The organism is Spiroplasma endosymbiont of Diplazon laetatorius (genome assembly GCF_964019625.1).
In the GTDB taxonomy this organism is placed as follows: Bacteria; Bacillota_I; Bacilli_A; order Mycoplasmatales; family Mycoplasmataceae; genus Spiroplasma_A.
In genome coordinates this window covers 193,040-219,199 of record NZ_OZ026458.1, presented here as the reverse complement: position 1 = coordinate 219,199, position 26,160 = coordinate 193,040, and the positions used below count along the sequence as shown (strand labels likewise).

Genomic DNA, 26,160 nt, shown 5'->3' with positions numbered 1-26,160 from the left:
GATTAGGAGCACACTTAAAATTTATTTATTTTATATATGAATAATAAATAAGTTTTTACCGTTTCTTTACAAATTACGGTGAGCTGTGCGCTTCTTTCTTTAAACCTTAATTATTATATTATAGTTTTTTAAAAATGTTAACTTTTTTTGAATAATTATCTAAATTTCTCAAGATCTGAAATATTTGGATTTTCTCTTTCTATATTGCGTTTAATATTATTATTTTTGCAATATAGATCTATTTCTTCAGATTTTTTATTTATTTTTAAGTTTAATTCTTCAGTTGATTTAACATTATCATATTCATATTTTAAATTTCTAATATCATTTTCAAGTCTGTATAAACCCAAAACTATATTGTGTTTTTTGATTTGTTCTTCTTCACTAATTTTTTTGTCAGGAATAATTGTTGTTCCCGGGAAATAATCTATATCTATATGCTTACAACCAATGTGATGATAACCTTTTGAAATGGCTTCACCCATCGTTAAATATTGATTATCATATTGCTCAAGAGAAAGTATTTTATTTTCAAATGGTATACATAACTCACAACTATCTTCTTCGGGTTGTACATATACAATAGTTTTTAATCTCAATGCCTCTTTTTTACCAAATCAATTATAAATACCAAACAAAGGCTTATTATTGGGGTTTTCTTTGGCTTCTTTAACTTTTTTATCAACTTCAGAGTCAATATATTCTTTTGGTTCATTTACCAAATCAGATTTTTCTTTTCGTTTAGAATTAATTTTGTTTCAAGGTATAACAAAATATAGAACTAAAAGTACCAAAATAATTATTAATATAACTCATCAAGGGAATTTATCCATAACTTAAATTAATTATTATGATCATTTAAATGATCATAATAATCTCTTGCCTCCTTCAAATCAATTCTTTGCTCTTTTTTGCAATTAACACAAATACCTTTATAAGAATCTTTTGTTTCAAAGTTAACTGGTTTAGAAAATACAAATTTTTTGAATTCTCAACAATTTTTGCAAAAAGTAAATATTCAATCCGTATCTTTATCAAAATTAAAAGCCATATTACCTCCAAAAAAAAGAAATGTTTACATTTCTTTTTTTATTTTAAACTAAATTTGAACAATTTTTTTCAAAGCATTAGCAGCATGTTCAACATCTGGTCCAATAACAATTTGTAAACTTTCAGTTCCCAATCGTTTTATACCATATGTTCCAGCTGATTTAATTAATGCATCATCAATTTTTGAATTGTCTTTTAAAACAAGTCTTAATCTTGTTGCACAATTATCAATACTTACAAAATTGTCTTTTCCGATAGCTTCAACTATTTTAGAAGCCATAACATCATATTTATCTCCTTTTGAAGATTTGTCTTTTGTTGTTGTAGTTTTAACTGTATTAGCAACACCTTCAACATTTCTACCTGGAGTTGATAAATTCATACCTTTTATTGTAAAGTAGAATACAAAGTAGTAAGTAGCCCCTGCCGCTGCAGTTAAGGCTAATATTCATAGAGGGTTTGCTATAACTGATTCAAATCCGCTATTAGCAGATTGATTTGCCATACCTCATGATTGTGCAAATGATATTGCATAATCAATAAACCCAGCACTAAATCCAAATCCTATTTGTATTCTCATAGCTGTTGTAACAGCCATAAATAAACCTGTTAGTCCTGCATGAACTCCCAATAAAACTGGAGCAATAAACACAAATGAGAATTCCAATGGTTCAGTTATACCTGATAAGAATGAAACACCAGCAACACCACCTAGGAATCCTGCTATTTCTTTTCTATTTGATTTGTCTGAAGTCATAATCATAGCCACAGCAGCCATAGGTAAACCACCCATCATGATTGGGAAGAAACCAGATTGGAATAAACCTGATGTGTTTATACCTTTAGCAAAAGCATTAATATCTCCATTTACAATTTCTTTTACACCTTCACCTAAAGGTGATCCTGTTATTGAAGCAATTCTAATTCCTTCTACAGGCATTTGGAATCAGAAGAATGTATTCATAATTTGGTGTAAACCAAATGGTAGCAATAATCTATTCAATATTGCATATATAGTTGTTCCCGGAATGGCAACGGCTGGATTAGTTGGATCAGCAACCGCAGTACCAAATTTTATTAATCCAAATTGGATTCAAGGTCATAAAATTGCAAAAGCAAAAGCTGTAGGTATTGCAGCCGCTAATGCAACCATAGGTACAAATCTACGCCCACCAAAGAATGATAAAGCAGCAGGTAATTTAATATCTTTTAATCTATTGTAGAAATAAGCAGACATACAACCTGCAACAATACCTCCTAGAACACCTATATTTAAAACATAAGTTGCTCCAGTATTGTATGATTCTCCATTTATTAAACCTTCAATATTTTCACCTTTATATTGTGTTTTTGTTATAACATATAACAACTGTGATCAAACACCTGGTCCACCTTCTTTTCAATGGCTTAAACCGTTAGGATCAACTCAATTTGTTGCTTGTTGTTTTGATGTTAAAACATTACCATATATCATTTGTGGTAATGCTCCCTCTCCAGTAAGAGCAGCTATTGATAAATAGAAAATTACAGCCACAAGAGCAACTTCTCCCCTATGATCTTTAGCTAAACCAAAAGCACAACCTATTGCAAATAACAGTGGTAGATTATCAAAAGGTATTGAACCAGGTTTTTGAATAATCAATGAAATTCAATATCCAAATTGGTTAACTATCTCACCAGTATCTGGATTAGTTGAAAATTGAATACCTAATGCACCAAACCTATTCAAAATAGCCGCAAACGGAAGAACCGCAATTGGGAATTGCAATGTTTTTCCAAGTTCTTGTAACATTGTTAAAAATTTGCTTCAAGAACCACTACCTGAATCGTCATTTTTTTTGACTCTTTTTGTCTTTAACTTTTTTTCATTAGTTAAATGGACAGTTTTTTCATTCATTTATTTTTTTTCCTTTCTTTTTACAAAATAATTTTATACTATTTAAATAAAAAAAATAATTTTTTCCATAAATATTTTTATCAATTGGAAAAAATTATTTTTTTTTTTTTTTTTATAAAACGATTTTACTAGATTATCTCTCCTAAGCATATTGCCAGGAAAATCAATGCCATTAGGTAACCAACGGCTGCTAAAGTAAATATTCCATAATATTGTCAAAATCTAAATATTTTAAATTTCGTTGTTATTGTTTTAAAAGAGTCTTTTTCTACTTTTTTATTTTTTTTAAAATTAATAAAGAAAATTGTTGAAAAAATACCTAAAAGTAAACCCACCAAGCCAAATGCTAGTAAAGTTCAAAAAGTTGCTTCACTCATCCCACTATTTAATTGCACTAATAACATATTTATTCCTCGATTCCAAATCTAAAGTGATTTCATGGACCAATAAATTCTATTAGTCTTCTTTCGCTTTCTTTTATAGTACCGATTCAATTATATTTCTGTTGTTTATCTTCAAAGTTATCTTTTGCAATAATATGACATTCACCCTTATATTTAATGTCATTATTATTTATTATTACAACATCACCCTTATTGTAAGTTTTTTTTGTATTTTTTGGTTCAATAGATGAATTCTTAAATTCAACTCTAGAAAAAGTAGATCTTACAAAGTACTCTGTAATATCTCCTCTTCTGAAATGTTCAAATTCCAAAATTCCTTTTTCATCTTCACTTAATTCATAAAGTGGTTTTATATTTAAAGTTATTTCATATCTATCTATTTCAGAAAGCTCTATTAATTCATCTTTTGTTGCATAGGCATTACCAATTATAACTAAACCAATTTCATTTGTATAGAAAAGTAATTTGGCTTGTTCAGACACAGAAAGATTTCTTTGCTCTTCTAAAGTCGGTAATTCTTTTCAACCCACAGCTGTTGTCATTTCACCAAAGTGACTTCCAACAAATGCAGCTGTTGGTAAATTATGTTTTAAATACCTTTTATTAGCTTCTTTAAAGTAATCAAATGGTAACGCAGTGTATTCTAAAGGATAGAAGTTATGGCAACCACTTAATCTCTCTTTTATTGGTTTGAAATCCATAACATTATCAATTAAACTGTCATTATTAGACATATTTAATTGAATATCTACTCCAAATTTATTGTGTGTTATGTTTGCTATTTCGAATGGCAAACTTGGAGAATCTAGTCTCAAACAATCTATACCATATTCATTACATTTAGATACGTCATTTACACTAATGCCTATTAGTTCCATTGATTTATATTCAACATCAAGAATTGTATAAAAACCAATTTCTTTTGCATATTTAATTGATTTTAAAACCATTGCTGCTTTTTCTTTTTCATTTTCTGATCCCACAAAATGCAACGCACTTGTGAAAACCACCTCATAACCTAATGATTTTGCTAAGTCTAAATATTCTTTATCCTTTTCAAAATTTGATTGTTCAGGATATATTGATATTCCTAGTTGTCTTTTCATAAATTACCTCACTAATATAATTTTAACAATAAAAAAATCACTTTTTAAAGTGATTTTTTTATTTACAGTTTGCTAATGCAAATTGTAATACTTTTTCTCCACTAGCTTTTGCGTAGTCATCTTTATCTATCACAAAAGTTGGTACTTCAATATATGTTTTAAGTTCATCAATTTCATAAGCCACTTGTGGGCCTAATAATACGATATCTCAGTTTTTACCATTAAGCTTTGCTTCATTAACTGAAACTGCTTTAATTTCAACATCAATATCCTCTTCAAATGCATAGTTTTGCATATTTTTAACTAAAATTGATGTACTCATTCCTGCATTGCAGGCTAAAAGTATTTTTTTCATGTTTATTTCCCTCCCAGTAAATTAAACAGTTTTTGTATTTAAATTTATTAAATCACTTTTTAATTCTACTACATTTTGTTGATTTTGATTGTTATTTTGTGCAAACTTGTTTAAAAGTTCACGTTGTTCGATTTTATTTGCAAGCATTACAAATGGTGAATAAATACCAATTAACATTATAAAGTTAACAGCAGCAACAACACCACCCATTAGACTCTTGGTTGTTAGAATTCCACCCAATATTGGCGGAGTTGTTCATGGAACAACAACACTTGAGTGAGGCATAATACCTGTTGTAGTTGCTAAGTAAGCAAATATACCAGCCAATAAAGGTCCAAATACAAATGGTATAAATAATATTGGATTTAGAACTATTGGTAAACCAAATAGTAATGGTTCATTAATACAGAATAGTGCTGGTATTAATGTAACTTTTGCCATTGTTCTATAATCTCCACGTTTAGAGAACAACAGAATAGCTATAATAAGTCCAATAGTACCTCCAGTACCACCCATAAATAAGAAGTTATTCATAAATGGGTTTGTAAATACATATTGAGGTTGTACACCCTCAGCTAAAGCTTGCTGGTTTTGTATTAAACCATCTAACTGTATAGGTTCTACAATAGGTGATAATATACCACTTGCATGAATACCCATGAATCATAATAATTGTCATAAGAAAACAATTGATATCATTCCACCTAAACCCGATACAGCATTAACTAATGGTTTTTGAATAGCTACAGTTATTAATCCGTTTATATCAATAAAAGTAACTCTATTCTCTCCAATTGTTATTTCTCCAACTGTTGATCCAATTCAAGAAATTGCAAATGCAGTTACACCAAAAATAACACAAACTATCGCATAAGGAATAAGAACATTAAATGATTTAGCAACCCCATCAGGAACTGACTCAGGCATTTTAATTTTTAGTTTTTCATTTTTTGAAAGCCTACCAAAAATAACTGTTGATAAAATTCCTATTACCATAGCAGTAAACATACCAGAGTTACCAAATACATTTAGATTTAAATAATATGATGGATTCATAATTAAAAATGATACAAATCCTACAATAGCTGCAGCTCATTGGTTAACTTTATAATATGGAGCTAAGTGATATGCAATCGCTCCAGCTAAAAGGAATCCAAAGAAACCATAAGTTCCATTTCAAATGAATGTTCCAATTGCTTTAAATCTTTCTAATATTGCCAAACCATCTGCTGACATGTAGAAAATATTGAAAAGACCACCATTTGCAGCACTTAAAACAATATTGTTTAGCAAGATAAACATAGCTCCAACAATAACTAAAGGCATTAATGAGAAGAAACCATTTTTAATTGCTACCATAAATTTTCAATTTGATAATTTACCTGATGCTCAAGTAATTTTATCAACTGAAGTTCTTAAAGTGATAGGGTCAGCCTTACCTTCGTTGTATCTAATTAAAAGTTTTTTAGCTTTAATTTTTTCTTGTTCAATTGTAACTTTTCTTTTAAAGTTAATTTTTAATTCATTTATTTTTAAAGATAATTCATAAATTGTTTTATCCATTTCATTTTTAAATGGCTTAATTCTTCTTTTTCTTCTTAATTTTCTAAGAATATATCTAATGTCAGTTAAACTTAAGTGTTCAGATTTTCATCTTTCAATTAATTCATTAGTTTGTTCTTTATATTCTTTTTTATGTTTTGCTATATTTTCTTTAACCTCTAAAGTAAGTTCATTTAGTTCTTCTTTAAGTTTAGAAGTTTCAGCTTCAATAACTGATTGTTTTTTAGCTCAAGCTTTTTTTAATTCAACTCTGCCAGTTATTCTTTTTGACTTAGTTTCTTTAAGTTGATTTTTTAAATCACTAACTTTTTGTTCGGCTTCTTGAATATCTAATTTGGTTTTTTCAATTCTTGTATTTTTCTTATTATCATAATCACTTTTTAAAGTAGCAATTTCTTCATGATAATTTTTATAAAGATTATTTATATCAGCTTCTTTATATTTAGCTTCAGCTAAAGCCAAATCAAAATTTGCTGTTGCTTCTTTTTCTTTTTCTTTTCTAATTTTATTGAAAGTCGCACTAATAAGTTTATATTTAGATTTTCTATTATGTAAGTCATTTTTAGCTTCTATTAAATCTTCTTTTATTTTTTTAATCTTAGATTTATTATTTTTGATCGAATTATATGATTCAAAAATATCGGGATATTTTTCATATTTTAACATACTACTTTTTACCCCCTTGATTAATAACAAATCTATATTCAAAGATTCTTGCTGTTTTCTCTAATATAATTTCTTCAGCAACCTTAGAAGCGGCAATGGTTTTTCTTTCATTTTGATTAGTTTTATTATGTTCATCATCTGAAACAATAAAACCACCTTGTTCAATTCCTTCATTATTTTTTGATGAATATCAGTAATTTCCATATTTTTCCAATACATCATCACCATTTAATTCAGCAACTCTTAAATAATTTAAAATATTTTGATCAAATTTGATTTTTGTAAGAGAAGTACCATGACTCACAACCCTTCCCATATGTTCTATTTTAAATAAAGGTACAAATCAACCATTTGATAAATAGTTATTCATTTTTTTAACTTGATTTTTATACTCTTCATCTTTATTTATAGCATTTGGTTCTGCTAAATATTCATAATAAGCTTCAGTGTATTTTAAGTTATTTCTTAAAACAGCAAATCTTGCAACATTTTCCTCAAATTCAGGTTTTATTACGTTATCTCCTAAATAATCAAGGAAATCTTTTTCTTGTTCATATACTAATTGTGTTGAGCTTTTACCTCAAGCAACTACGTCATCTGTAACCAAATGATATCAATCATTTCCATCTTCGTCTTCTGGATCGTATTTAGGAACAATTGCATCGAAGTATTCGCTTGCTTGTTCAAAAATTTTTAATGATTCATCTGTTATTTCTTTCAAAACTTCTTTATCATTTGTTATTTCTGTATTTATCTCTGAAATTATTAATTTATTTACTTTATCTTCTTCAGCACAATCTGTTTGCGTTTCATTTATACAAACATCTTTTTTTATATTATAGTAGTCTTTGCCTGTGAATTTTGAAACATCATTGTTTAATATAGTTTTAAACTCTTTGGTTCATGTTGCATTACAAGAGACAACTTGACTCGCAGTTAAAGCTGTAGTTCCAAATAAAGATATAGAACTTATAAATGATAATAATCTCTTCATACACACAATCTCCTTCATATATATTTTATAATAATTAATCTACAAAAATAAAAAAAAATAAATTATCATATAATTTATTTTTTTCTTTATATTTTATTTATTAACAATGTTGTCTACACCATATTTGTAAACTCCTCAAGCTCCAACTAGATCTCCTAGTTTAGAACTTGATATTTTAATTTTTGAGTAGAAATCAGGTAAAACATATTTTTCTAAGTCTTTTCTAATTAATTCTAAGAAAGGTTCTCCTAGATTTGAAGGACCACCACCGATAACTATCATTGATAAATCAAAGAAGTGTATTAATACAGAGATACATTTTGCTAAAGGTTCCAGGTTTTCTCTAAATATTTCAACTATTTCAGGATCTCCTGCTTTGAAAAGATCTGCAATATCAATTATGTGTAAATTGTCTTTTAATTCAGCATAAACTTTACCTAAAGGACCTGTAGAAGTAGCTCCCACTTGTCTTAATCTTCTCTCAATTCCAGTAGCTGATGAAACAGGATCTAAACATCCTATTAATCCACAATCACATTGGAATTGACTTTGGAATCCTCCACCATGTCCTGGTTCACTTGGTAATCCTGTGTTGTCTCCAAAAACTAATTTTCTGTTGAAAATAGCTCCTCCACCAACACCTGTTCCAATAGTAAATAAAGCCATTGATTCTGGTTCTCTGTTTAAAGAACCACTTCATTCACCATATGTAGCAGCTTTTGCATCATTTAAAACAACTATATTTTTGTTTTTAAATAAAGTTTCTAATTCGTTTCTTGTTGGATAATTTTTTCATCCCAAGTTTGTTGAATAAACAACTGTTCCTGTTGTGTTATCAACAATACCACAAACAGCTATACCAACAAAGTCTAATTCTTCCATATTGATATTGTTTTCTGCTGCAACTTTAAAAGTTTGTTCTGATATTTTTTCTAATAATCTTTCTTTGTTTGTTGTGTCAAATACGAATGTTTTGATAACCTTTTCGTTATCGAAGAATGCACACTTCGCTGAAGTAGCACCTAAATCTATTGCGAATGCTTTTGCCATAAATAATATCCTCCCAAATTTTATTTATTAATAATTTTATACATTTCTATCATCTCTTTACCCAAAGTTATTATTGCTTGTGTTGTAAGCATTTGATCTTCTGCGTGTAAAAAGATTAACTTTAAATCTAATTTTTCACCATTGGCTTCTTTTGCTACTATATCAAAATGAAGATTATGAGCTTTTGCCATTTCAACTTCTGCTTCTTGAAGTAATTCGTTTGCTTTTTCAAAGTCTTTTTCTCTAGCAGCTCTTATTGCTAATATAGCATTTGATTTTGAAGTACCTATACATGAAATCATTTCCATTGATATTTCATCTCAATTAATTTCGTTCATAATTTACCTCTATTTCATTAAACCTAGTGTATATAGTTTCTTAAAACGACCTTCTTTGTTTTTAAGATCTTCGAAACTCCCTTTTTGAGAAACACCGTTTTTATCTAATACGATTATTTCGTCAACATTTTTAATCGTACTCAATCTATGAGCGATTATAACAGTGGTTCTACCAATCATTAATTTGTCTAATTCAGATTGGATTTCTTTCTCTACAACATTGTCTAAAGCACTTGTTGCCTCGTCGAGAATTAGTAATTGTGGATCTTTTAAGAAAAGACGCGCTATTACTAAACGTTGTTTTTGCCCTCCACTAAACATAAAACCTCGTTCTCCTAAAATTGTATCATAGCCTTTTGGTAATTTTTCAATGTAATTATGAATTTTTGCTTTTTTAGCAGCTTCTATGGCCTCTTCATCTGTTTTATCAAAACAAGGATACTTTAAGTTATCCATAACAGTTCCATAAAGTATTTGTGGTTCTTGTTCAACATATCCCACTTTATCTAAATAGTCATTATGATCTATTTTTTGAATGTTTTTACTATTTATTAGCAACTCACCTGTTGTTACATCATAAAATCTTAATAGAAGTTTGGCTATAGTTGATTTTCCAACACCAGTTTCTCCAACAAAAGCGTAGCTTTTGTTTTTTTCAAATGTGAAAGAAACTTCAGCAAGTATTTGCTTAGTTGGTGACTCAGGATAATTGAAAGTAACTTTATCAAAAGTTATTTTCTCAATATCTCCGACTTTATCTGGATTATCTATGAATTTTAGAAGTGATTTTGAATCATATATATAATTTAACCTCATGATACAGTTTGAAAGCTTTGTTAAACCCCTCATTCAAATAGGAAGTGTAAGAAGAGCATATAAAACATTGTTAGTAGCAGAAGTAAATGCAACTAATATGTTTGTGAGTTCAGAAGTATCTTGTGTATTTCCACCATGAATTGCAATAGCTGCTATTATTGTTATTATTGGCAATGATCAAGCAAAAGTATAAGCAAAGAATGATAAAAGTGATTGTAATCATATTACTTTACTTAGTTTTTTATCATATTCCTCATGCAATTTCTTATTTCTTATAGTTTCTCTATCTTCTGCAGCATTTGCTTTAATAGCTCTAATGTTAATTAAACGATCTGTTATATCTGCATCAATTGATTGTTTAACATCGACAGATATTATGATTGCTCTTCTATAATAAACAAATATAACTCAAATTATAATTACTAATAAAAGGAAAATACCAAGAACAATGAAAGTTAGAGTTTTATCCACTGTAAACATAAACACTATCATTGTGACTAAACTAACAAAAGAGAAAAGTAAATTCAGCAAGAAGTCATTGAAAGAATCTCCAGCTCCCTGGCTGTCATTTATAACTCTAGACATTATTAAACCTAATTGGTTTTTTGAGTAATAACTAATATCTACTTCAACTAATTTGCTCAAGGCTTTTATTCTTAAATAAATTTCTACCCTTTTTGCAAAAAAAGCAGCATAAATGTTGGTTAAGTAGTCAAAAACTATAATTGCAAAAAGTAACACTAAACCTACATACATTCAACTAACTCAATTCATAGATGAAAATCATAAAAATTGATTAGCCAACTCTTCTTGGCTAGTTAAATTTTTTGTCATTTGAGAAACAACTATTGTCATTGAAGAATATAAAATAGAATCTATTATTGTGTAAAATAAATAACCAGCAAAAGTTCAAGGATTCTTTTTGATTCCCTCACCCATCATTTTAAATGAGTCTATAAACTTTTTAGCAGAAAAGGCTTTGTCACTATTGAATTTCTTCTGTTTCATAATTAACTCCTTAAAAAACAAAACCCTTTATAGGGTTTTGTTTCTAATTTTATTTTTAGAAAATATGAGCACCAGTATAGTTTAAACCAGTACCTATTAAAAGTAATGAAATATTTATAGCAAATAAGCTTAAATGGAATTTTCATGTACCTTTCATTATTGTACCATAACTTGTTCTACCAATTTGTGCAGCTCCAACAACAATTCCAGAAGCTGGAGAAACCATATTTGCCATACCATTAGCATAAGCAAATGCTGTAATACTTCCAGAAACCATATTTGTAGAAGTTGAACCTATAGTTATTGAACTAGCTAAAGGTCCTCAAACCGGGAATACTGCACTTGAGAAACCTGAAGTTGATGGTAAAGCAAATGACATAGGAATAAATAATAAGAAAGTCATAATTATGAATAAGAATGGGTTCATATTACCTATATTAGAATTTTGAATACCGTCAAGCATAAGTGATTGCATACCAGTTTCTTTTAAAAGGTATGTTATTGCTCCAGCTATCGAAATAATAAATGCAACACCTAACATATCTTTTGAACCTGTCATTAAATCTTCAATAAATGATTCTTCGCTTTCTCAATTTAAAATAGTAACTATTAAAGATCCTATCAAAAAGAATCCAGCTACAGGATACATATCACCATGTCCCATACCAGGAACTAACCCAGTTAAAAATGAAATATTTTGATTAACTCAGTTACCTGCAGTTTCCATTGCACTCATGTCAAACAATTCATCTCAAGGGAATAAATAAGCTATCATTATTAAAAACATAAATAAAAATATAATACTTATAGCTGTTCTTTTTTTGGTTAAAGGAACTTCATTAACTTGTTCTTTTAAAAAGAATTGTTTATCTTCTTCTAAAGTTGAAAATGTATATGATAGTTGAAGATTTTTTTTCACCCCTTTTGCATAAAACATAATTCACCCAGAAGTAAATGCAGTTACAAGAACTCAAGCAAATAACCTGAATGCCAAACCATCCATTGGCGCTGGATCATCAGCGTTTGCTGCAGTAGCTGCAGTAAAAATTAGGAAGGGATCGAAAGTAGCCAACATCGGACCAATTCCACCACCCAACAACACTGTAATTAATGCTGTGAACACATCAAATCCAGCAACTAACATTAATGGGATAACTATCATATGGAATCCCAACGCTTCTTCTGCCATTCCATATGCAGATCCACAAAAACTTAAAAATACCACTATAATTGGAATAGCTCAAATTGTTTTGTCTTTAAATTTTCAAGCTATTTTTTGAGTCAAAGCATCAAGTGATTTTGACTTCATAACTATATAAATAAATGCACCAATCGATAGCACAAATACAATTATTTCAACTTTATCTTCAAATCCTTTAAATATAGATACAAATAAATCAATTATTCCTATAGCCTTTATTGCTTCTCCACCAGAAGTCTCTACTCCAGCATAATGCATTATTCAAGAAACCACCATTATCATTGCCAATACAGCAAAAAGTATTGTAAAAGAAGTTGGAATTTTAAATTTAAATTTCCTTTTCGTTTTTAAATTGTCATTTTTCATTTTTAATATTCTCTCATTCTAGTTAATTTTATAATTTAATTTTTTATTACTTTTGTTTTGTTTGTTTATATTTTTATTATTTGTATTTATATATTATTTTATTTTAAAGATAAGTATTAATGTATTTGATAATCAAAAAATCAATAGTTGAAAACTACTTGCGTTTGCCCTTACTGATTTGCTTGATTATTAATCTCATAAAATACTCCTGTGCATTTATCTTTTCCTATTATATATAAAAAAAATAATAAAAACCACATTTAAATGTTATTTTTATTATTTATAAATTATGAATTTTTTTCAGCATCTCTCGCTTCAATATCGGCTTGTTTTTGTTTTATTTTCTTTTTCAATTTTTTAACTTGTTTTTCAGCTCTCTCTTTAAAGCTTCCTGATTTTTCTTCCAAGTATTCTAATTTGATTTTTTTAAATAAAACAGAAGCATATTCTTTATTTATTAAATATAAGGTTCCTGGAAGTATTATTGCTCCACCTAATCAGTTACCGATCAAAGTTGGCAAAGTACTTATCGCTATAAATAAGAACACATGTCAAATTTCAGCATTAGCTGATCCAGCGTGAATTTCTGGGTTAAAAATAAATATGAATAATAACATTCACATAAAGAAAGTGTTTGCAGGTCCATGTTGGAATCCTCCAATAGCAAAATAAGCAATTGGGAAAATCATTAACAATATAACCGCAGCTGAGTTTTTAGTAGTACTTGCTAATGGTAAAGTTGAACAAACCATCATATTACATAAAATTCCAGAAGCTATACCAATACCAACTGTTGCCAGTATTGCAAAACCTGTTATTTTTTCTCCATTAGTCATTTCATGACCAACTAAATACAATTTATGAATACTCATATCATAAACTTTTGTTAAGAAATCTTCATTTCTTCATAAACCACCAGCTGCAGAGAATAGTGCAACAAATATAAATGTACCTGCAAAGTTACCTAAAAGAACCCCAAAGATACCTTTTAAATATAACCTTCTACTTCCACAACCTTTAAATACAGGAATTGTACTAAATACGTGACTTGTAAATAGTCCACCCCCAAGGAATGTAATCATTATGATACATCCAGGGAAAATAAATCCTAAAAGAATTGTTCCAAAAGCTTCAAAACCAGTTCCTTTTAAAGATACCATTGCAATAATACATGCAACGTATCCAAAACCAATAATAACCCCACTCATTATTCCAAGTAAGATTTGTTTTATAAATGTATAGTGTAATTTATGTATTGCAGCTTTAAAACCACCCAACACACCATCAACCATAAATGAGTGTTGAGCGTCTAAAACTCCATAGTCTTGCTCTTTAAGAGCCTTAATTTCATCTTCGATGTTATTGTTTTTATTCATAATTTTTTTAATCTCCTAATTAAATTTAATTATATGTTTTTTCTTTTACTTTATTATTTATCATATCGACAAACTCTTGAAGAGTTACAGTTATTTGTTCTTCAGAACCATATTTTCTATAAGTAACAGTTCCATTTTCTGATTCTTTTTCACCAAGAACTAATTGAAATGGAATTTTTCTTACTTGAGCGTCACGGATTTTATAACTTAATCTTTCATCTCTTAAATCCACTTTTGATCTAATAAGATTTGATTTTAATTCATCTCTAACTTTTTGCGCATATTCTTTTTTCTCTATGCTTACAGGTATAATTTCAACTTGTTGAGGTGTACATCATAAAGGAAGTACTCCTTTTGTTTGTTCTAAAAGAACAGAAATAAATCTTTCATAAGTTCCAACCAAACCTCTATGAATCATAATAGGTCTTTCAGTTGTTCCATTTTCTCCAATATAGCTTATATCGAATTTTTGAGGTAATAAGAAATCTAATTGAATTGTTGAAACTGTAATTTCATGTCCTAAAGCAGTTTTTGCTTGGATATCTAATTTAGGACCATAAAATGCTGCTTCACCAATCATTTTTTCATAATCAATATTTAATTCTTTTAATACACTTTCAAGTTCTGCTTCTGCGTGATTTCACATTTTATCATCATTGAAGTATTTTTCTTTATCTTCTGGATCTCTTAGAGATAAAGATAAGTAGTCAATTTTAATATCAAAAGTTGATAAAACTTCTGTTATTAAATTAAAACATCTTATAAATTCTTCTTTAACTTGATCTGGTCTTACAAAAATATGTGAATCAGTTAGTTCCATAGCTCTAACTCTTTCAAGACCTGTTAAACTTCCTGAAGATTCATATCTATGTTGTAAAGCGTGTTCTGCAAATCTTAATGGTAAATCTCTATAACTTCTTTGTTTATATTTATAAACAGAAATATGGTGAGGACAACTCATTGGTTTTAAAACCATTTCTTCTTTTGGAAGAATCATTGGTGCAAACATATCATCACGATAATGATCTCAGTGTCCTGAAGTTTTATAAAGTTCACTTGTTCCGATTACTGGAGTTTCAATTTGAATAAAGTCATATTCAAACTCTTTTTGCATTAAGTATTTTTTAATTTCTTGTTTCAAGATTGTACCATTTGGCAATCAAATAGGTAACCCTTGACCGATAAGTGGATCTAAATGATATATTTCTAAGTTTTTAGCAATATACTTGTGATCACTTTCTTTTATTTCTTCAATTTTTCTTTTTTTCTCTTCAAGAGCTTTTTCTGACACGGCTGTTAAACCATGTATTTTATAAACGAATTTATCACCCTCTGTTTGGAAAGCAGTTATTTCATTTAATTCTATTTTAAATAAATCTCCTGTATTATTTAGAGTTGCATATCTTGAATAATACTTAACCCCACCCATTGATGCTACAGGGAATTTTATGTATCTTTGTTTATTGGCGTTTATCATATAGTCAATGTATTCTGGTCTAACATTAGCTTTTTTCATCAATTCAGCATAAGTTTCATCTGTGAATGATTGGCCTTGGAAAAGAAATTCTGTTTTTTCAGTTATATATTGGTTTGCTCTAGCTTCAACTTTTTTAATATCTTCTAATGTTAATTTTTCATCAAAATCATAATAAACAAAGAATTCTGTTTTATCAAAACCTTCAGTTTCTGGGTATACACAACCTTCTGGGAACAATTCTTTAATAGCTAAACTTGTTAAAACTTTAGCAGTGTAATTAACTACAGAGTTGTAGTCATCGTGTCTTTCTGTAATTATTTCTAATTTACAATCTCTATCTATTGTAGCTCTACTTGGAACAACTTCTTTTCCATTTATTACTGCTCCAACACATTTTTTACCTAATGAAATTGATATTTCTTGTGCAATTTCTAGAACTGTCTTTTTATCTTGGAAATTAAGTGTATTTCCATCCAATAATGTTATTTTCATATATGTATCCGCCTTTTTATTAAAAATAATAAATATACCAATTTATATTATACCTAATTTTGTTAATTGGCAACAAAAAAACTAAACATAAAATGTTTAGTTTTTTTTATTATTAAGCAACAGTGATTTCTTTAATGTTTTCGTTTCTTACGAATAAAATTCTTTCACCTGATTTTGCTCCTCATGATTTAGCAACTTCTGAGATTGCTTTTTCATCTTCCATGAATGCATCTAAGTTATCTACTTTGTTCATAAAGATTGAGTGCATTGCTCCAAATCCAGTTCATAATTTTTCATTGTCACAAACACCTAAGATTGTAACGTTTGGTCTAAATTTTGAAATAGTTCTTAGTAATTCACCAGTTCTTGAAACAACCACTGCATATTCGTAGTTTCCTGCTAATGTAGTATTAGCTAATTGGTTTGCTATTTCAGCTCTTTTTCCTGAACTTGAGTTTTTAGCTTTTTCTAATTGTTTTGTGTAGTAGTTTTTTTCATAGAATTCAACTTCTGCACGTTTGTTAATTGTTGACATAGTTTCAACAGTAATGAATGGGAAATCTCCGTTTGCTGATTCACCACTTAACATAGTTGCGTCAGCTCCTAATTCAGTTGCGTAGTAAACGTCAGTTACTTCAGCTCTTGTAGGTTGTGGGTTGTCTGTCATTGATTCTAACATTTGTGTTGCAACAATAACTAATTTACCTTGTTCTCTACATTTTCTAATGATTTGTTTTTCTCAGTATGGTACATCATAGTAAGGGATTTCTAATCCTAGATCTCCACGAGCTACCATTATTCCATCTGATGCTGCGATAATTGAATCTATGTTGTCACATCCTACTTGTGATTCAATTTTTGAAATAATTTGGATGTGTTCTGCATTTTTTTCTTTTAAGATTGCTCTAATTTCATTTACATTATCTGCTGAGTTAACAAATGATGCTGCAATGTAATCGATATCGTTTTCAATTCCAAAGTGAATATCATTGTAATCTTTTTCTGCTAAGAATGGTAATGTAAATTCAACACCTGGTAAGTTAACTCTTTTGTTAGTTTTTACTAAGTGAGTGTTGAATGCTTTACACATAACTTTGTATTTTTCAACACTTGTTACGTGCATTGTTAATTTTCCATCATCAACTAAAACTACATCTCCAGCTTTAACGTCTTGTGACATGTCATATGACATTTGCATTTCTGTTGCTGTACATTCTCTTGATGTGAAATCTTCTGGATTAGTATAAACAGTAACTTCTGTACCAGCTTTTACTTCTTGTTTTCCATCTTTCATTTTACCAATTCTAATTTCTGGACCTTTTGTGTCTAGTAAAATTGAAATTGGTTTATTAATTTCTTTTCTTAATGTTTTAACTCATTCAAATCTTTCTCCATGTTCTTGGAAATCAGCGTGTGAAAAGTTTAAACGAATTGTAGTCATTCCTTTATCAAATAATTCTTTGATAGCTTCTTTTGAATGAACACTTGGACCAATAGTTGTAATAACTTTGGTTCTTTTCATTTTTTCATTTGGGTTAAATTTGTTCATATAATTCTCCTTGTTAATAACAAGAGAATTATATCATTTTTATATTTAATTTGCCTTAAATATAATTACAGAAAAAAAAAATAACCACTTATTGTGGTTATTTATTAAACTGTGAAAACTTTAATATCTTCATTTCTTACTATTAAAATTTCTTCACCTTTTTTAGCACCTCAAGATCTTGCGATTTCAGAAAGAACTCCGTTGTCTTCTGAAGCTTTATCTATGCTGTCAACTTTGTTCATAAAGATTGAGTGCATTGCTCCAAAACCAGTTCATAATTCTTCTTTTTCACAAACACCTAAAATTGTAACGTTTGGTCTAAATTTTGAAATAGTTCTTAGTAATTCACCCGTTCTTGAAAGAACTAATGCAAATTCATATTTACCATTTCTTGTTATGTTTGCTAATTCATCAGCAATTTCAGCTCTTTTACCAGTTGAAGAACTTCTTGCAACCTCTAACGCTCTATCATAGTATATTTTTCCGTAGAATCCTAATTCGGCACGTTTATTTATTGTTGCCATTGTTTCTGTAGTAATAAATGGATAAATTCCAGCTGCTGATTCACCACTCAACATAGTTGCGTCAGCTCCTAATTCAGTTGCGTAGTAAACGTCAGTTACTTCAGCTCTTGTAGGTTGTGGGTTGTCTGTCATTGATTCTAACATTTGTGTTGCAACAACAACAACTTTTCCAGCTTTTCTACATTTTCTAATCATTTGTTTTTCTCAATATGGAACTTCATAGTAAGGGATTTCTAATCCTAGATCTCCACGAGCTACCATTATTCCATCTGATGCTTCGATAATTGAATCTATATTGAAAATACCAATTTTTGATTCAATTTTTGAAATAATTTGAACATGTTCTGCATTACATTCTTTTAAGATTGCTCTAATTTCATTTACATTATCTGCTGAGTTAACAAATGATGCTGCAATGTAATCAACTTTCATTTTTGCTCCGAATTTGATATCTTCAATATCTTTTTCCGCTAAGAATGGTAATGAGAAATCTACTCCAGGTAAATTAACTCTTTTGTTTGTTTTAACTGTATGTGTATTGAATGCTTTACAGTTTACTAATCCTGGTTCAACATTTATTACGTTTAAAGTTAATTTTCCATCATCCACTAAAACAGTGTCTCCAGGTTTTAAATCAATACTCATATCGTATGAAACTGTCATTTCAGTTGCTTTACATTCTCTGTTTAAGTATTCATCTTGACTTGTATAAACTCTAACATCAGTACCAGCTTTAATTTCTTGAGCTCCGTCTAAAACTTTACCAATTCTAATTTCTGGTCCTTTTGTATCAAGCATGATTGAGATTGGTTTTTCTAACTCATCTCTTAATTCAATAACTGATTTAATTTTTTCTGCTTGTTCATCTTGTTTACCGTGTGAGAAGTTTAATCTAACTACGTTCATTCCTGATTCAAACAATTTTCTTATATCATCTTTTGAATGAGTACTTGGTCCGATTGTTGTTACTATTTTAGTTCTTTTTATTTTTTTTGCTATTTTACTTGGTTCATAAAATTCTATTTCTTTGTTCATAATTTTTTCTCCTTATTGTTACTAAACTGCTTTGTTGATATTTCTTAATTTTTCATATTCATCAGTTTTATCAACTTTTGGCATATTTAAAGTTGAATCTATATCTCTTGCAACTAATTCATTGTTGCTCATTCCAATATATAATCCACCTTTTCCTGCAATTAATTGCTCAACTGCAAACATACCAGCTTTAACTGCTAAATATCTATCCATACCTGTTGGTTTACCACCTCTTTGTATGTGGCCTAAAATTGTTGCTCTAGTTTCATAACCAGTTTCTTTTTCAATTCTTTTGGCCAATTCATTCACATCATAATTTTTTTCAGCAACAGCAACGATAACACTTCTTTTGTTTTTGTTACGTAATTCTTTAACTTGCTCAACTATTTGATCTTCTGTTAAGAAACTTTCTTTTGTTGAGAAAACTTCTGCACCACTACCTGTAGCACCATATAAAGTTAAATCTCCACAACCATTTCCCATTATTTCAACAACCATACATCTATTATGAGATTGTATAGTGTCTCTTATTTGATCTAGAGATTGAATAACAGTGTTTAAAGCTGTATCAAAACCAATAGTATAGTCAGATGAAACAATATCATTATCAATTGTTCCAGGAAGACCTATACAGTTTATCCCCATTTTTGTAAGTTTCTCAGCTCCCTGATAACTTCCATCTCCACCAATTACAACTAAAGCTTCGATTTCTAAATTTTTTAAATTATCTACAGCTTTTTGTCTAACTGATTCTTCTTTGAATTCAGGTAATCTAGCAGAACCAATTACTGTTCCACCTTTCGAAATGATATCTGATGCAAAGTTAATATCTACTTTTTCAATTCAATTATTAATTAAACCTTTGTATCCATCTTTAACTACATAAGGTTCTATGCCTTTTGAAATAGCAGTTTTGATAACTGAAGCAACAGCTGCGTTCATACCAGGAGCATCACCACCTGATGTTAAAACACCAATTTTTTTAATCATAAAACTTCCTCCATATGTATTGATTATATAACTTTTTTAAAAATCTAATTAATTAATAAAAAAATGATGATTAATTATCATTTTCAATCATCAAGTTTTTCAACATCACAAACTGCAACATAAGGAAGATTTCTCAATCTTTCATCATAGTCCAGTCCATAACCAATTACGAATTCATTTTTAATTGTAAATCCGCTTCAGTCTGCATCCATTTTTACAGTTCTTCCTTCAGGTTTATCTAAAAGAGTTGCTATTTTAACTTCTTTAGCACCTTTAAAAGAAAGGTAGTTTTTAACATAATCTAAAGTTATTCCTGAATCAATAATATCTTCTATTATTAATATGTGTTTATCTTTAATTGATATGTTTAAGTCCAAATTAATTTTTGGCTCACCAGTTGTTTTTGTACCACCTAAATAAGATGAAACAAACATATATTCTGTTTGACACTCATGTTTAAAATACTTAATAAAATTTGCCATAAAAGGTACACAACCTTTTAAAAGACCTATAAGGATTACAGTGTTTTCCTTAACATCTTGACCTTCGTAGTACTTATCAATTTCAGCTGCTAATTGTGCAGTTCTGGTGTCTATTTCTTCCTTAGAAAATAAAATTTCTTTTACTAAAGGATGTTTTTCCATTGATACCTCCACTTTGTATACAAATTAATTATATACTTACTTAATTGAGTTAAGATATGTTTCTAAAATTAATTTGGCAGCCACTTGATCTTTGTTTTCTTTTTGTTTTTTTCTACTTAAATCTGCTGAAATCATAACTTGTTTTGCCATTCTTGTAGTTAAACGTTCATCAACTCTCTCTATTTGATCTTCATTTACTACTTTTTGATCAATCATAACTGTTATAAAGTCTTCAACCATTTCGACTCTATGCCCTGTTGATCCGTCCATATTTTTTGGATAACCAATAATTATTTTTTCAAATCCTTCTTTTTTTAAAAATGAATTTAATTTAATAACACCATCTTCAAAGTTATTTTCTTGAAACCTTATAGTTTCTTTTGGGTTTGAAAAATAACCTTCACTTGTTGCTATACCTACTGTTTTACTTCCCAAATCTAAACCTATATATTTAGCCATTTTTCTTAATTCTCCTACTTAATTTTTCTAATATTATTGGTGCAAAATAATAACTTAATCCAGATATAAACATAGATAATAGAATATCTGTTAAAAAGTGTCTTTGCAGTGCCAATCTAGATATCCCCATAGTTATAACAAGAATACCTACTAATGTTAATATTGTACTTTTTAAAATCAAACCTTTATTTGTTTTTTTAATATTACAAAAATATCCTAAAAATAATAATTGACAAGCAGAAGTTGTATGACCAGATGGGAAACTTGTACTATTTGATGTTCTTTTGAAATTTATTTGAAAAGGAAATTGAAAATTAGCATTTAAACCTAAAACATTTTCTGGTCTATTTCTACCAAAAATGTATTTCATTCCAGTACATATCAATCAAATCATAATCATAAAAATTAAAGTTGTATTTGCCATCTTTACAAGATTATCTATCTCCTCACTTCTTTGTAACAAAATATTTTTAGTACAAATAATTGTTATAACCAATAAAATTAAAGTCAAAAATATGAAGGTTGCGAATTGGTAACCCAAAAAAGATACACCCTCTTTATTTTTAGAAATAAAATATAACAATAAAAATGAGAAAACTATAAAAATTACATAAAAACCAATAAACGTTATTGATTTGATTAAGGTGTTTTTTATAATAAGTCATTTTGACAAATATATTAAACCAACTCAAAATAGAGGTATTAAAAATAAAAATACAGCAAAACCATCTAAAAAATTAAAAAATAAATTATCTTTTAAGCTAGTATCAATAGATTTAGCTATTTTTAAATCATAGAAACTAGATATTAAAAAAACTATAGAAAATAGTGTTAGAGTAAAGATGCTAAAAATAGTTTTCTTTTTATTTACAAACATGTAATCACCTTATTTAATTATAAATAAAAAACGAACCACAAAGTGGTTCGAGTAAAAATTATTTTGTTAAGTTGTAGAATGATTTTAGACCATCGTAAATTGCAGCTTCACCTAATTCAGCTTCAATTTCTAATAATCTGTTGTATTTTGCAATTCTATCAGATCTTGACATTGATCCAGTTTTAATTTGTCCTGTGTTTAAAGCAACTGCTAAGTCAGCGATTGTTGCATCTTCAGTTTCACCTGAACGGTGTGAAGTAACAGCAGTTCATCCAGCTTTTTGAGCCATTTGAATTGTTTCAATTGTTTCTGTTAATGTTCCGATTTGGTTTAATTTAATTAATACTGAGTTTGCAGCTTTTTTCTCAATTCCTTCTGCAGTAATTTTTGGATTTGTTACAAATAAGTCATCTCCAACGATTTGGATTTTGTGTCCCATTGTTTGAACTTGTTTTTGGAATCCATCTCAGTCAGATTCAGCTAATCCATCTTCAATTGAGATAATTGGGTATGTATCAACTAATTTATCTAAGAATGAAACCATTTCATCTGTTGTTAATGCTCATTCTTTTCCTGTTAATTTTTCAATTTTTTTGAAGTGGTATTTTCCATCGATGTATAATTCTGAGTTAGCACAATCCATTGCGATCATGATTCCATCTTTACCAGTTTTGTAACCAGCTTTTTCGATAGCTTCTACTAATAAATCTAAAGCAACTTCTACTGGAGTTTTTGCTTTAAATGCTTCAATAGTTTCTTCTGGGTATGCTCATGCAAAGTTTGGAGCAAATCCACCTTCATCACCAACAGCTGTAATATCTTTTTTATCGTGTAATAAAGATTTTAAAGCTTGGAAAGTTTCTGAAGCTCATCTTAATGATTCGCTGAAAGTTGGTGCACCAACTGGCATAATCATAAATTCTTGGAAGTCGATTGCTGAATCAGCATGTTCTCCACCATTAATAACATTTAACATAGGAACAGGTAATCTTCTTGCGTTTGTTCCTCCGATGTATCTGTATAATGGGATTTCTAATTCACTTGCAGCAGCTTTAGCAACAGCTAATGAAACACCTAAGATTGCGTTTGCTCCTAAGTTTTTTTTGAAATCATCACCATCTAATTTACACATCATAGTATCAATTGCAACTTGATCAGTTACTTCCATACCAATAATTTCGTTAGCGATTTTATCGTTTACGTTTGAAACGGCTTTTAAAACACCTTTTCCGTTGAAACGTCTTTTATCTCCATCTCTTAATTCTAATGCTTCTCTTGAACCAGTTGAAGCTCCTGAAGGAACTTTAGCAGTTCCAAATCCACCAAATTCAGTTGTAACATCAACTTGAACTGTTGGGAATCCACGTGAGTCTAATACTTCACGTGCAACAATGTTAGTTATTTTTGACATATTAAATTCTCCTTATACTTCTATAATAAACTTATTTTTCTATATTATTAAGAATTTTTTTCATATTAAGTTGGAACTTTTTTCAAAAAAAAATTCCATATTGGAATTTTTTTACTAGTGTGGGTCATTTCTATGTTGTTTTCTTTCATTTTCTGAAAGTCATTTTTTTCTCAATCTGATATCTTCAGGAGTAACCTCTACTAGTTCATCTCATTCGATAAATTCTAAAGCTTCTTCAAGAGTGAATTTTCTTGGTGGTGTTAACTTAACTGAGTCATCATTTCCTGATGATCTAGTATTAGTTAATTTTTTACCAGTTGTTGGGTTAACATTTAAGTCGTTATCTCTTGAGTGTAATCCAACGATCATTCCGTCATAAACTTCTGTTTGAGGACCTACGAATAAGATTCCTCTTTCTTCAAGGTTATTTAAAGCGTAAGGAAGTGTAACTCCATTAGCCATTGAAACTAAAGTACCATTTTGTCTTCCTTCAATTTTACCTTTGTATTCTTCATAACCAATACTTGATTTAACCATAACCCCTTCACCACGAGTATCGTTAGTAAATTCTGATTTAAATCCGATTAATCCTCTTGTTGGTATGTGGTAAGTAACTTTATCTCTTACACCATCTGAATCCATGTCAGCCATCATACCTTTTCTTAGGTTTAATTTATTAATAACTGTTCCAGAAAATTCTGTTGGAACGTCAATAATAACTTTTTCCATAGGTTCTAATTTGTTACCTTTTTCATCAACTCTAACAACAACTTCAGGTCTTGAGATTCCTAATTCAAATCCTTCTCTTCTCATTGTTTCAATTAGAACAGATAAGTGAAGTTCACCTCTACCTAAAACTTTAAATCCATCAGCAGATGAATCTGATAAAGGTTCTACTCTTAATCCAACGTTAACTTCTAACTCTTTGTCTAATCTTTCTTTGATATTTCTTGTAGTAACATATTTACCAACTCTACCAGCGAATGGTGAAGTATTAACTAAGAAGTTCATACTCATTGTCGGCTCTTCAATAACAATTGGTGGCAATGCATCAATTTTATCTGGTTCACAAACAGTATCTCCAATTGTTAAGTCACTAATTCCTGAAATAACTACGATTTCTCCAGCTTGAGCTTCTTTTACAGCAACTCTTTTTAGTCCTTCATATATAAATAATCCAGTAATTTTTCCTTTTGTAACTGTTCCATCATTTTTAGAAATAGCAACTTGTTGCCCTTCTTTTAGAACACCTTTAAATAGTCTTCCGATTCCTAATCTTCCAATAAATGAATCATATGCAAGTGATGAAATTTGTAATTGAACTGGTTCTTGAGCTAATTCAATTGGGTAATTTCCTACTTGTTTAATAATTGTTTCAAATAAAGGAACTAAGTTGTCACTTGTTTCTTCCATTGAGTATTGAACAATACCATCACGAGCTGTTCCAAATAATGAAGGGAATTCAATTTGTTCATCATTTGCATCAAGTTCCATAAATAATTCAAGAACTTCATCAACAACTTCTAATGCTCTTTGGTCTTTTTTATCAATTTTGTTAACTAATAAAATTGGTCTTAAACCTAATTCTAAAGCTTTTGATAAAACGAATCTTGTTTGAGGCATTGGTCCTTCTGCAGAGTCAACTAATAAGATAACTGTATCAACAGTTTTCATAATACGTTCAACTTCACTTGAAAAGTCAGCATGGCCAGGAGTATCAACTATGTTGATTTTGTATCCGTTATATTCAATCGCACAGTTTTTTGAGTAGATTGTAATTCCACGTTCTCTTTCTTGATCATTACTATCCATAACTTGTTCTTTAACTTCTTCGTTTGCTCTAAAAACGTTTGATTGACTTAAAAAAGCATCAACTAATGTAGATTTTCCGGCATCAACGTGAGCAATAACTGCTATATTTATTATTTTTTTATCCATGATTTTCTCCTACTTAATAATTTAATAACCTATTGATAATACCAAATATTTAAATGTTATACCAACAAATAAGTTAATTTATTTATTAAAAGAACCACAATATATAAAACAAAGTGGCTCTTTTTAAATATTTACACTTTTCATTTTTGAAATATCTTCAATAATTTGAAAAATTAATTTAAATGCCGTTTTAATCTTTTCTGTACCAACAGAATTGTGAAGATTAATACTTTGATCTTTTAGATATTCAAAGTTGTCCTCAGTTTCTTTATCTATTTTTATTTCAAAAACATAAAATACATAATAAATAAACATTAAACTTGCTATACTTCAAAGCTTTTTTTCAAGATCAACAATTAAGTTATCGTTTCACTTACTTATACTATTTTTTTCACTTTCCAAAATAACTTTTAGATTAGTTTTTGTAAGTTCTTTATATAATTTAAAGTCTTTGTTTATTATTACTATTCCTTCTTCTTTTTTTCTTAATTTGATGTAATTTTCTAATAAAGTTGAAAATAAAGTTGAGTCTTCTGCACAACAAAAAGGATATTTTAAATGTTGTTCCATAAAC

23 protein-coding genes are annotated in these 26,160 nt (G+C 28.9%); all 23 read right to left on the bottom strand.

Annotated elements, in window-relative coordinates; translation table 4 throughout:
- Positions 1–155: 155 nt before the first annotated feature.
- The 23 genes from AACL10_RS01035 to AACL10_RS00925 all read right to left on the bottom strand — a co-directional run bounded on the left by AACL10_RS01035 (position 156) and on the right by AACL10_RS00925 (position 26,156).
- Positions 156–833: a hypothetical protein gene (locus AACL10_RS01035; RefSeq protein WP_338985390.1), complete on the bottom strand. Its 678-nt coding sequence runs from the start codon at positions 831–833 to the stop codon at positions 156–158.
- A gap of 8 nt (positions 834–841) precedes the next feature.
- On the bottom strand, positions 842–1,051 hold the full coding sequence (locus AACL10_RS01030) for a hypothetical protein (protein ID WP_338985389.1): 210 nt from the start codon (positions 1,049–1,051) through the stop codon (positions 842–844).
- 48 nt (positions 1,052–1,099) lie between these two features.
- Complete coding sequence (locus tag AACL10_RS01025; protein WP_338985388.1) at positions 1,100–2,947, bottom strand: PTS transporter subunit EIIC; 1,848 nt, start codon at positions 2,945–2,947, stop codon at positions 1,100–1,102.
- A 128-nt stretch (positions 2,948–3,075) separates the two neighbouring features.
- Positions 3,076–3,351, bottom strand: a complete 276-nt coding sequence (locus tag AACL10_RS01020; RefSeq protein ID WP_338985387.1) for a hypothetical protein — start codon at positions 3,349–3,351, stop codon at positions 3,076–3,078.
- A 2-nt stretch (positions 3,352–3,353) separates the two neighbouring features.
- Positions 3,354–4,457 (bottom strand): MupG family TIM beta-alpha barrel fold protein, encoded by a 1,104-nt coding sequence (locus AACL10_RS01015; protein WP_338985386.1) that lies wholly within the window; start codon positions 4,455–4,457, stop codon positions 3,354–3,356.
- Positions 4,458–4,515: 58 nt separating this feature from the next.
- A complete protein-coding gene (locus AACL10_RS01010) occupies positions 4,516–4,812 on the bottom strand; it encodes a PTS sugar transporter subunit IIB (RefSeq protein ID WP_338985385.1) in 297 nt (98 codons plus the stop codon).
- A 21-nt stretch (positions 4,813–4,833) separates the two neighbouring features.
- Positions 4,834–7,041, bottom strand: a complete 2,208-nt coding sequence (locus AACL10_RS01005) for a PTS transporter subunit EIIC (RefSeq protein WP_338985384.1) — start codon at positions 7,039–7,041, stop codon at positions 4,834–4,836.
- 1 nt (position 7,042) lies between these two features.
- Positions 7,043–8,035: a hypothetical protein gene (locus tag AACL10_RS01000; RefSeq protein ID WP_338985383.1), complete on the bottom strand. Its 993-nt coding sequence runs from the start codon at positions 8,033–8,035 to the stop codon at positions 7,043–7,045.
- Positions 8,036–8,128: 93 nt separating this feature from the next.
- A complete protein-coding gene (locus tag AACL10_RS00995; RefSeq protein WP_338985382.1) occupies positions 8,129–9,085 on the bottom strand; it encodes an ROK family protein in 957 nt (318 codons plus the stop codon).
- 20 nt (positions 9,086–9,105) lie between these two features.
- Positions 9,106–9,423, bottom strand: a complete 318-nt coding sequence (locus AACL10_RS00990; protein WP_338985381.1) for a PTS lactose/cellobiose transporter subunit IIA — start codon at positions 9,421–9,423, stop codon at positions 9,106–9,108.
- A 9-nt stretch (positions 9,424–9,432) separates the two neighbouring features.
- A complete protein-coding gene (locus AACL10_RS00985) occupies positions 9,433–11,247 on the bottom strand; it encodes an ABC transporter ATP-binding protein (RefSeq protein ID WP_338985380.1) in 1,815 nt (604 codons plus the stop codon).
- Positions 11,248–11,302: 55 nt separating this feature from the next.
- Positions 11,303–12,814: a hypothetical protein gene (locus tag AACL10_RS00980; protein ID WP_338985379.1), complete on the bottom strand. Its 1,512-nt coding sequence runs from the start codon at positions 12,812–12,814 to the stop codon at positions 11,303–11,305.
- A gap of 287 nt (positions 12,815–13,101) precedes the next feature.
- The gene (locus AACL10_RS00975) at positions 13,102–14,190 is read right to left on the bottom strand and encodes a formate/nitrite transporter family protein (RefSeq protein ID WP_338985378.1); all 1,089 of its coding nucleotides are present in this window, start codon (positions 14,188–14,190) and stop codon (positions 13,102–13,104) included.
- Positions 14,191–14,215: 25 nt separating this feature from the next.
- Complete coding sequence (gene thrS / locus AACL10_RS00970; RefSeq protein ID WP_338985377.1) at positions 14,216–16,159, bottom strand: threonine--tRNA ligase; 1,944 nt, start codon at positions 16,157–16,159, stop codon at positions 14,216–14,218.
- 112 nt (positions 16,160–16,271) lie between these two features.
- Positions 16,272–17,708 carry a pyruvate kinase gene (gene pyk / locus AACL10_RS00965; RefSeq protein ID WP_338985376.1) on the bottom strand — a complete coding sequence of 479 codons (1,437 nt, stop codon included), beginning with the start codon at positions 17,706–17,708 and terminating at the stop codon, positions 16,272–16,274.
- Between the two features lie 104 nt (positions 17,709–17,812).
- A complete protein-coding gene (gene pyk / locus AACL10_RS00960; protein ID WP_338985375.1) occupies positions 17,813–19,267 on the bottom strand; it encodes a pyruvate kinase in 1,455 nt (484 codons plus the stop codon).
- 21 nt (positions 19,268–19,288) lie between these two features.
- Complete coding sequence (pfkA, locus tag AACL10_RS00955) at positions 19,289–20,257, bottom strand: 6-phosphofructokinase (RefSeq protein WP_338985374.1); 969 nt, start codon at positions 20,255–20,257, stop codon at positions 19,289–19,291.
- Between the two features lie 74 nt (positions 20,258–20,331).
- On the bottom strand, positions 20,332–20,901 hold the full coding sequence (gene hpt / locus AACL10_RS00950) for a hypoxanthine phosphoribosyltransferase (RefSeq protein WP_338985373.1): 570 nt from the start codon (positions 20,899–20,901) through the stop codon (positions 20,332–20,334).
- Between the two features lie 36 nt (positions 20,902–20,937).
- Positions 20,938–21,360: a Holliday junction resolvase RuvX gene (gene ruvX, locus AACL10_RS00945; protein ID WP_338985372.1), complete on the bottom strand. Its 423-nt coding sequence runs from the start codon at positions 21,358–21,360 to the stop codon at positions 20,938–20,940.
- Complete coding sequence (locus AACL10_RS00940) at positions 21,353–22,237, bottom strand: phosphatase PAP2 family protein (protein ID WP_338985371.1); 885 nt, start codon at positions 22,235–22,237, stop codon at positions 21,353–21,355. Before AACL10_RS00940 ends, ruvX begins: the two co-directional genes overlap by 8 nt.
- 58 nt (positions 22,238–22,295) lie before the next feature.
- A complete protein-coding gene (gene eno / locus AACL10_RS00935) occupies positions 22,296–23,648 on the bottom strand; it encodes a phosphopyruvate hydratase (RefSeq protein WP_338985370.1) in 1,353 nt (450 codons plus the stop codon).
- Between the two features lie 114 nt (positions 23,649–23,762).
- Positions 23,763–25,589: a translational GTPase TypA gene (typA, locus tag AACL10_RS00930; RefSeq protein ID WP_422398155.1), complete on the bottom strand. Its 1,827-nt coding sequence runs from the start codon at positions 25,587–25,589 to the stop codon at positions 23,763–23,765.
- 120 nt (positions 25,590–25,709) lie between these two features.
- Positions 25,710–26,156 (bottom strand): hypothetical protein, encoded by a 447-nt coding sequence (locus tag AACL10_RS00925; protein ID WP_338985368.1) that lies wholly within the window; start codon positions 26,154–26,156, stop codon positions 25,710–25,712.
- Positions 26,157–26,160 lie beyond the last annotated feature (4 nt).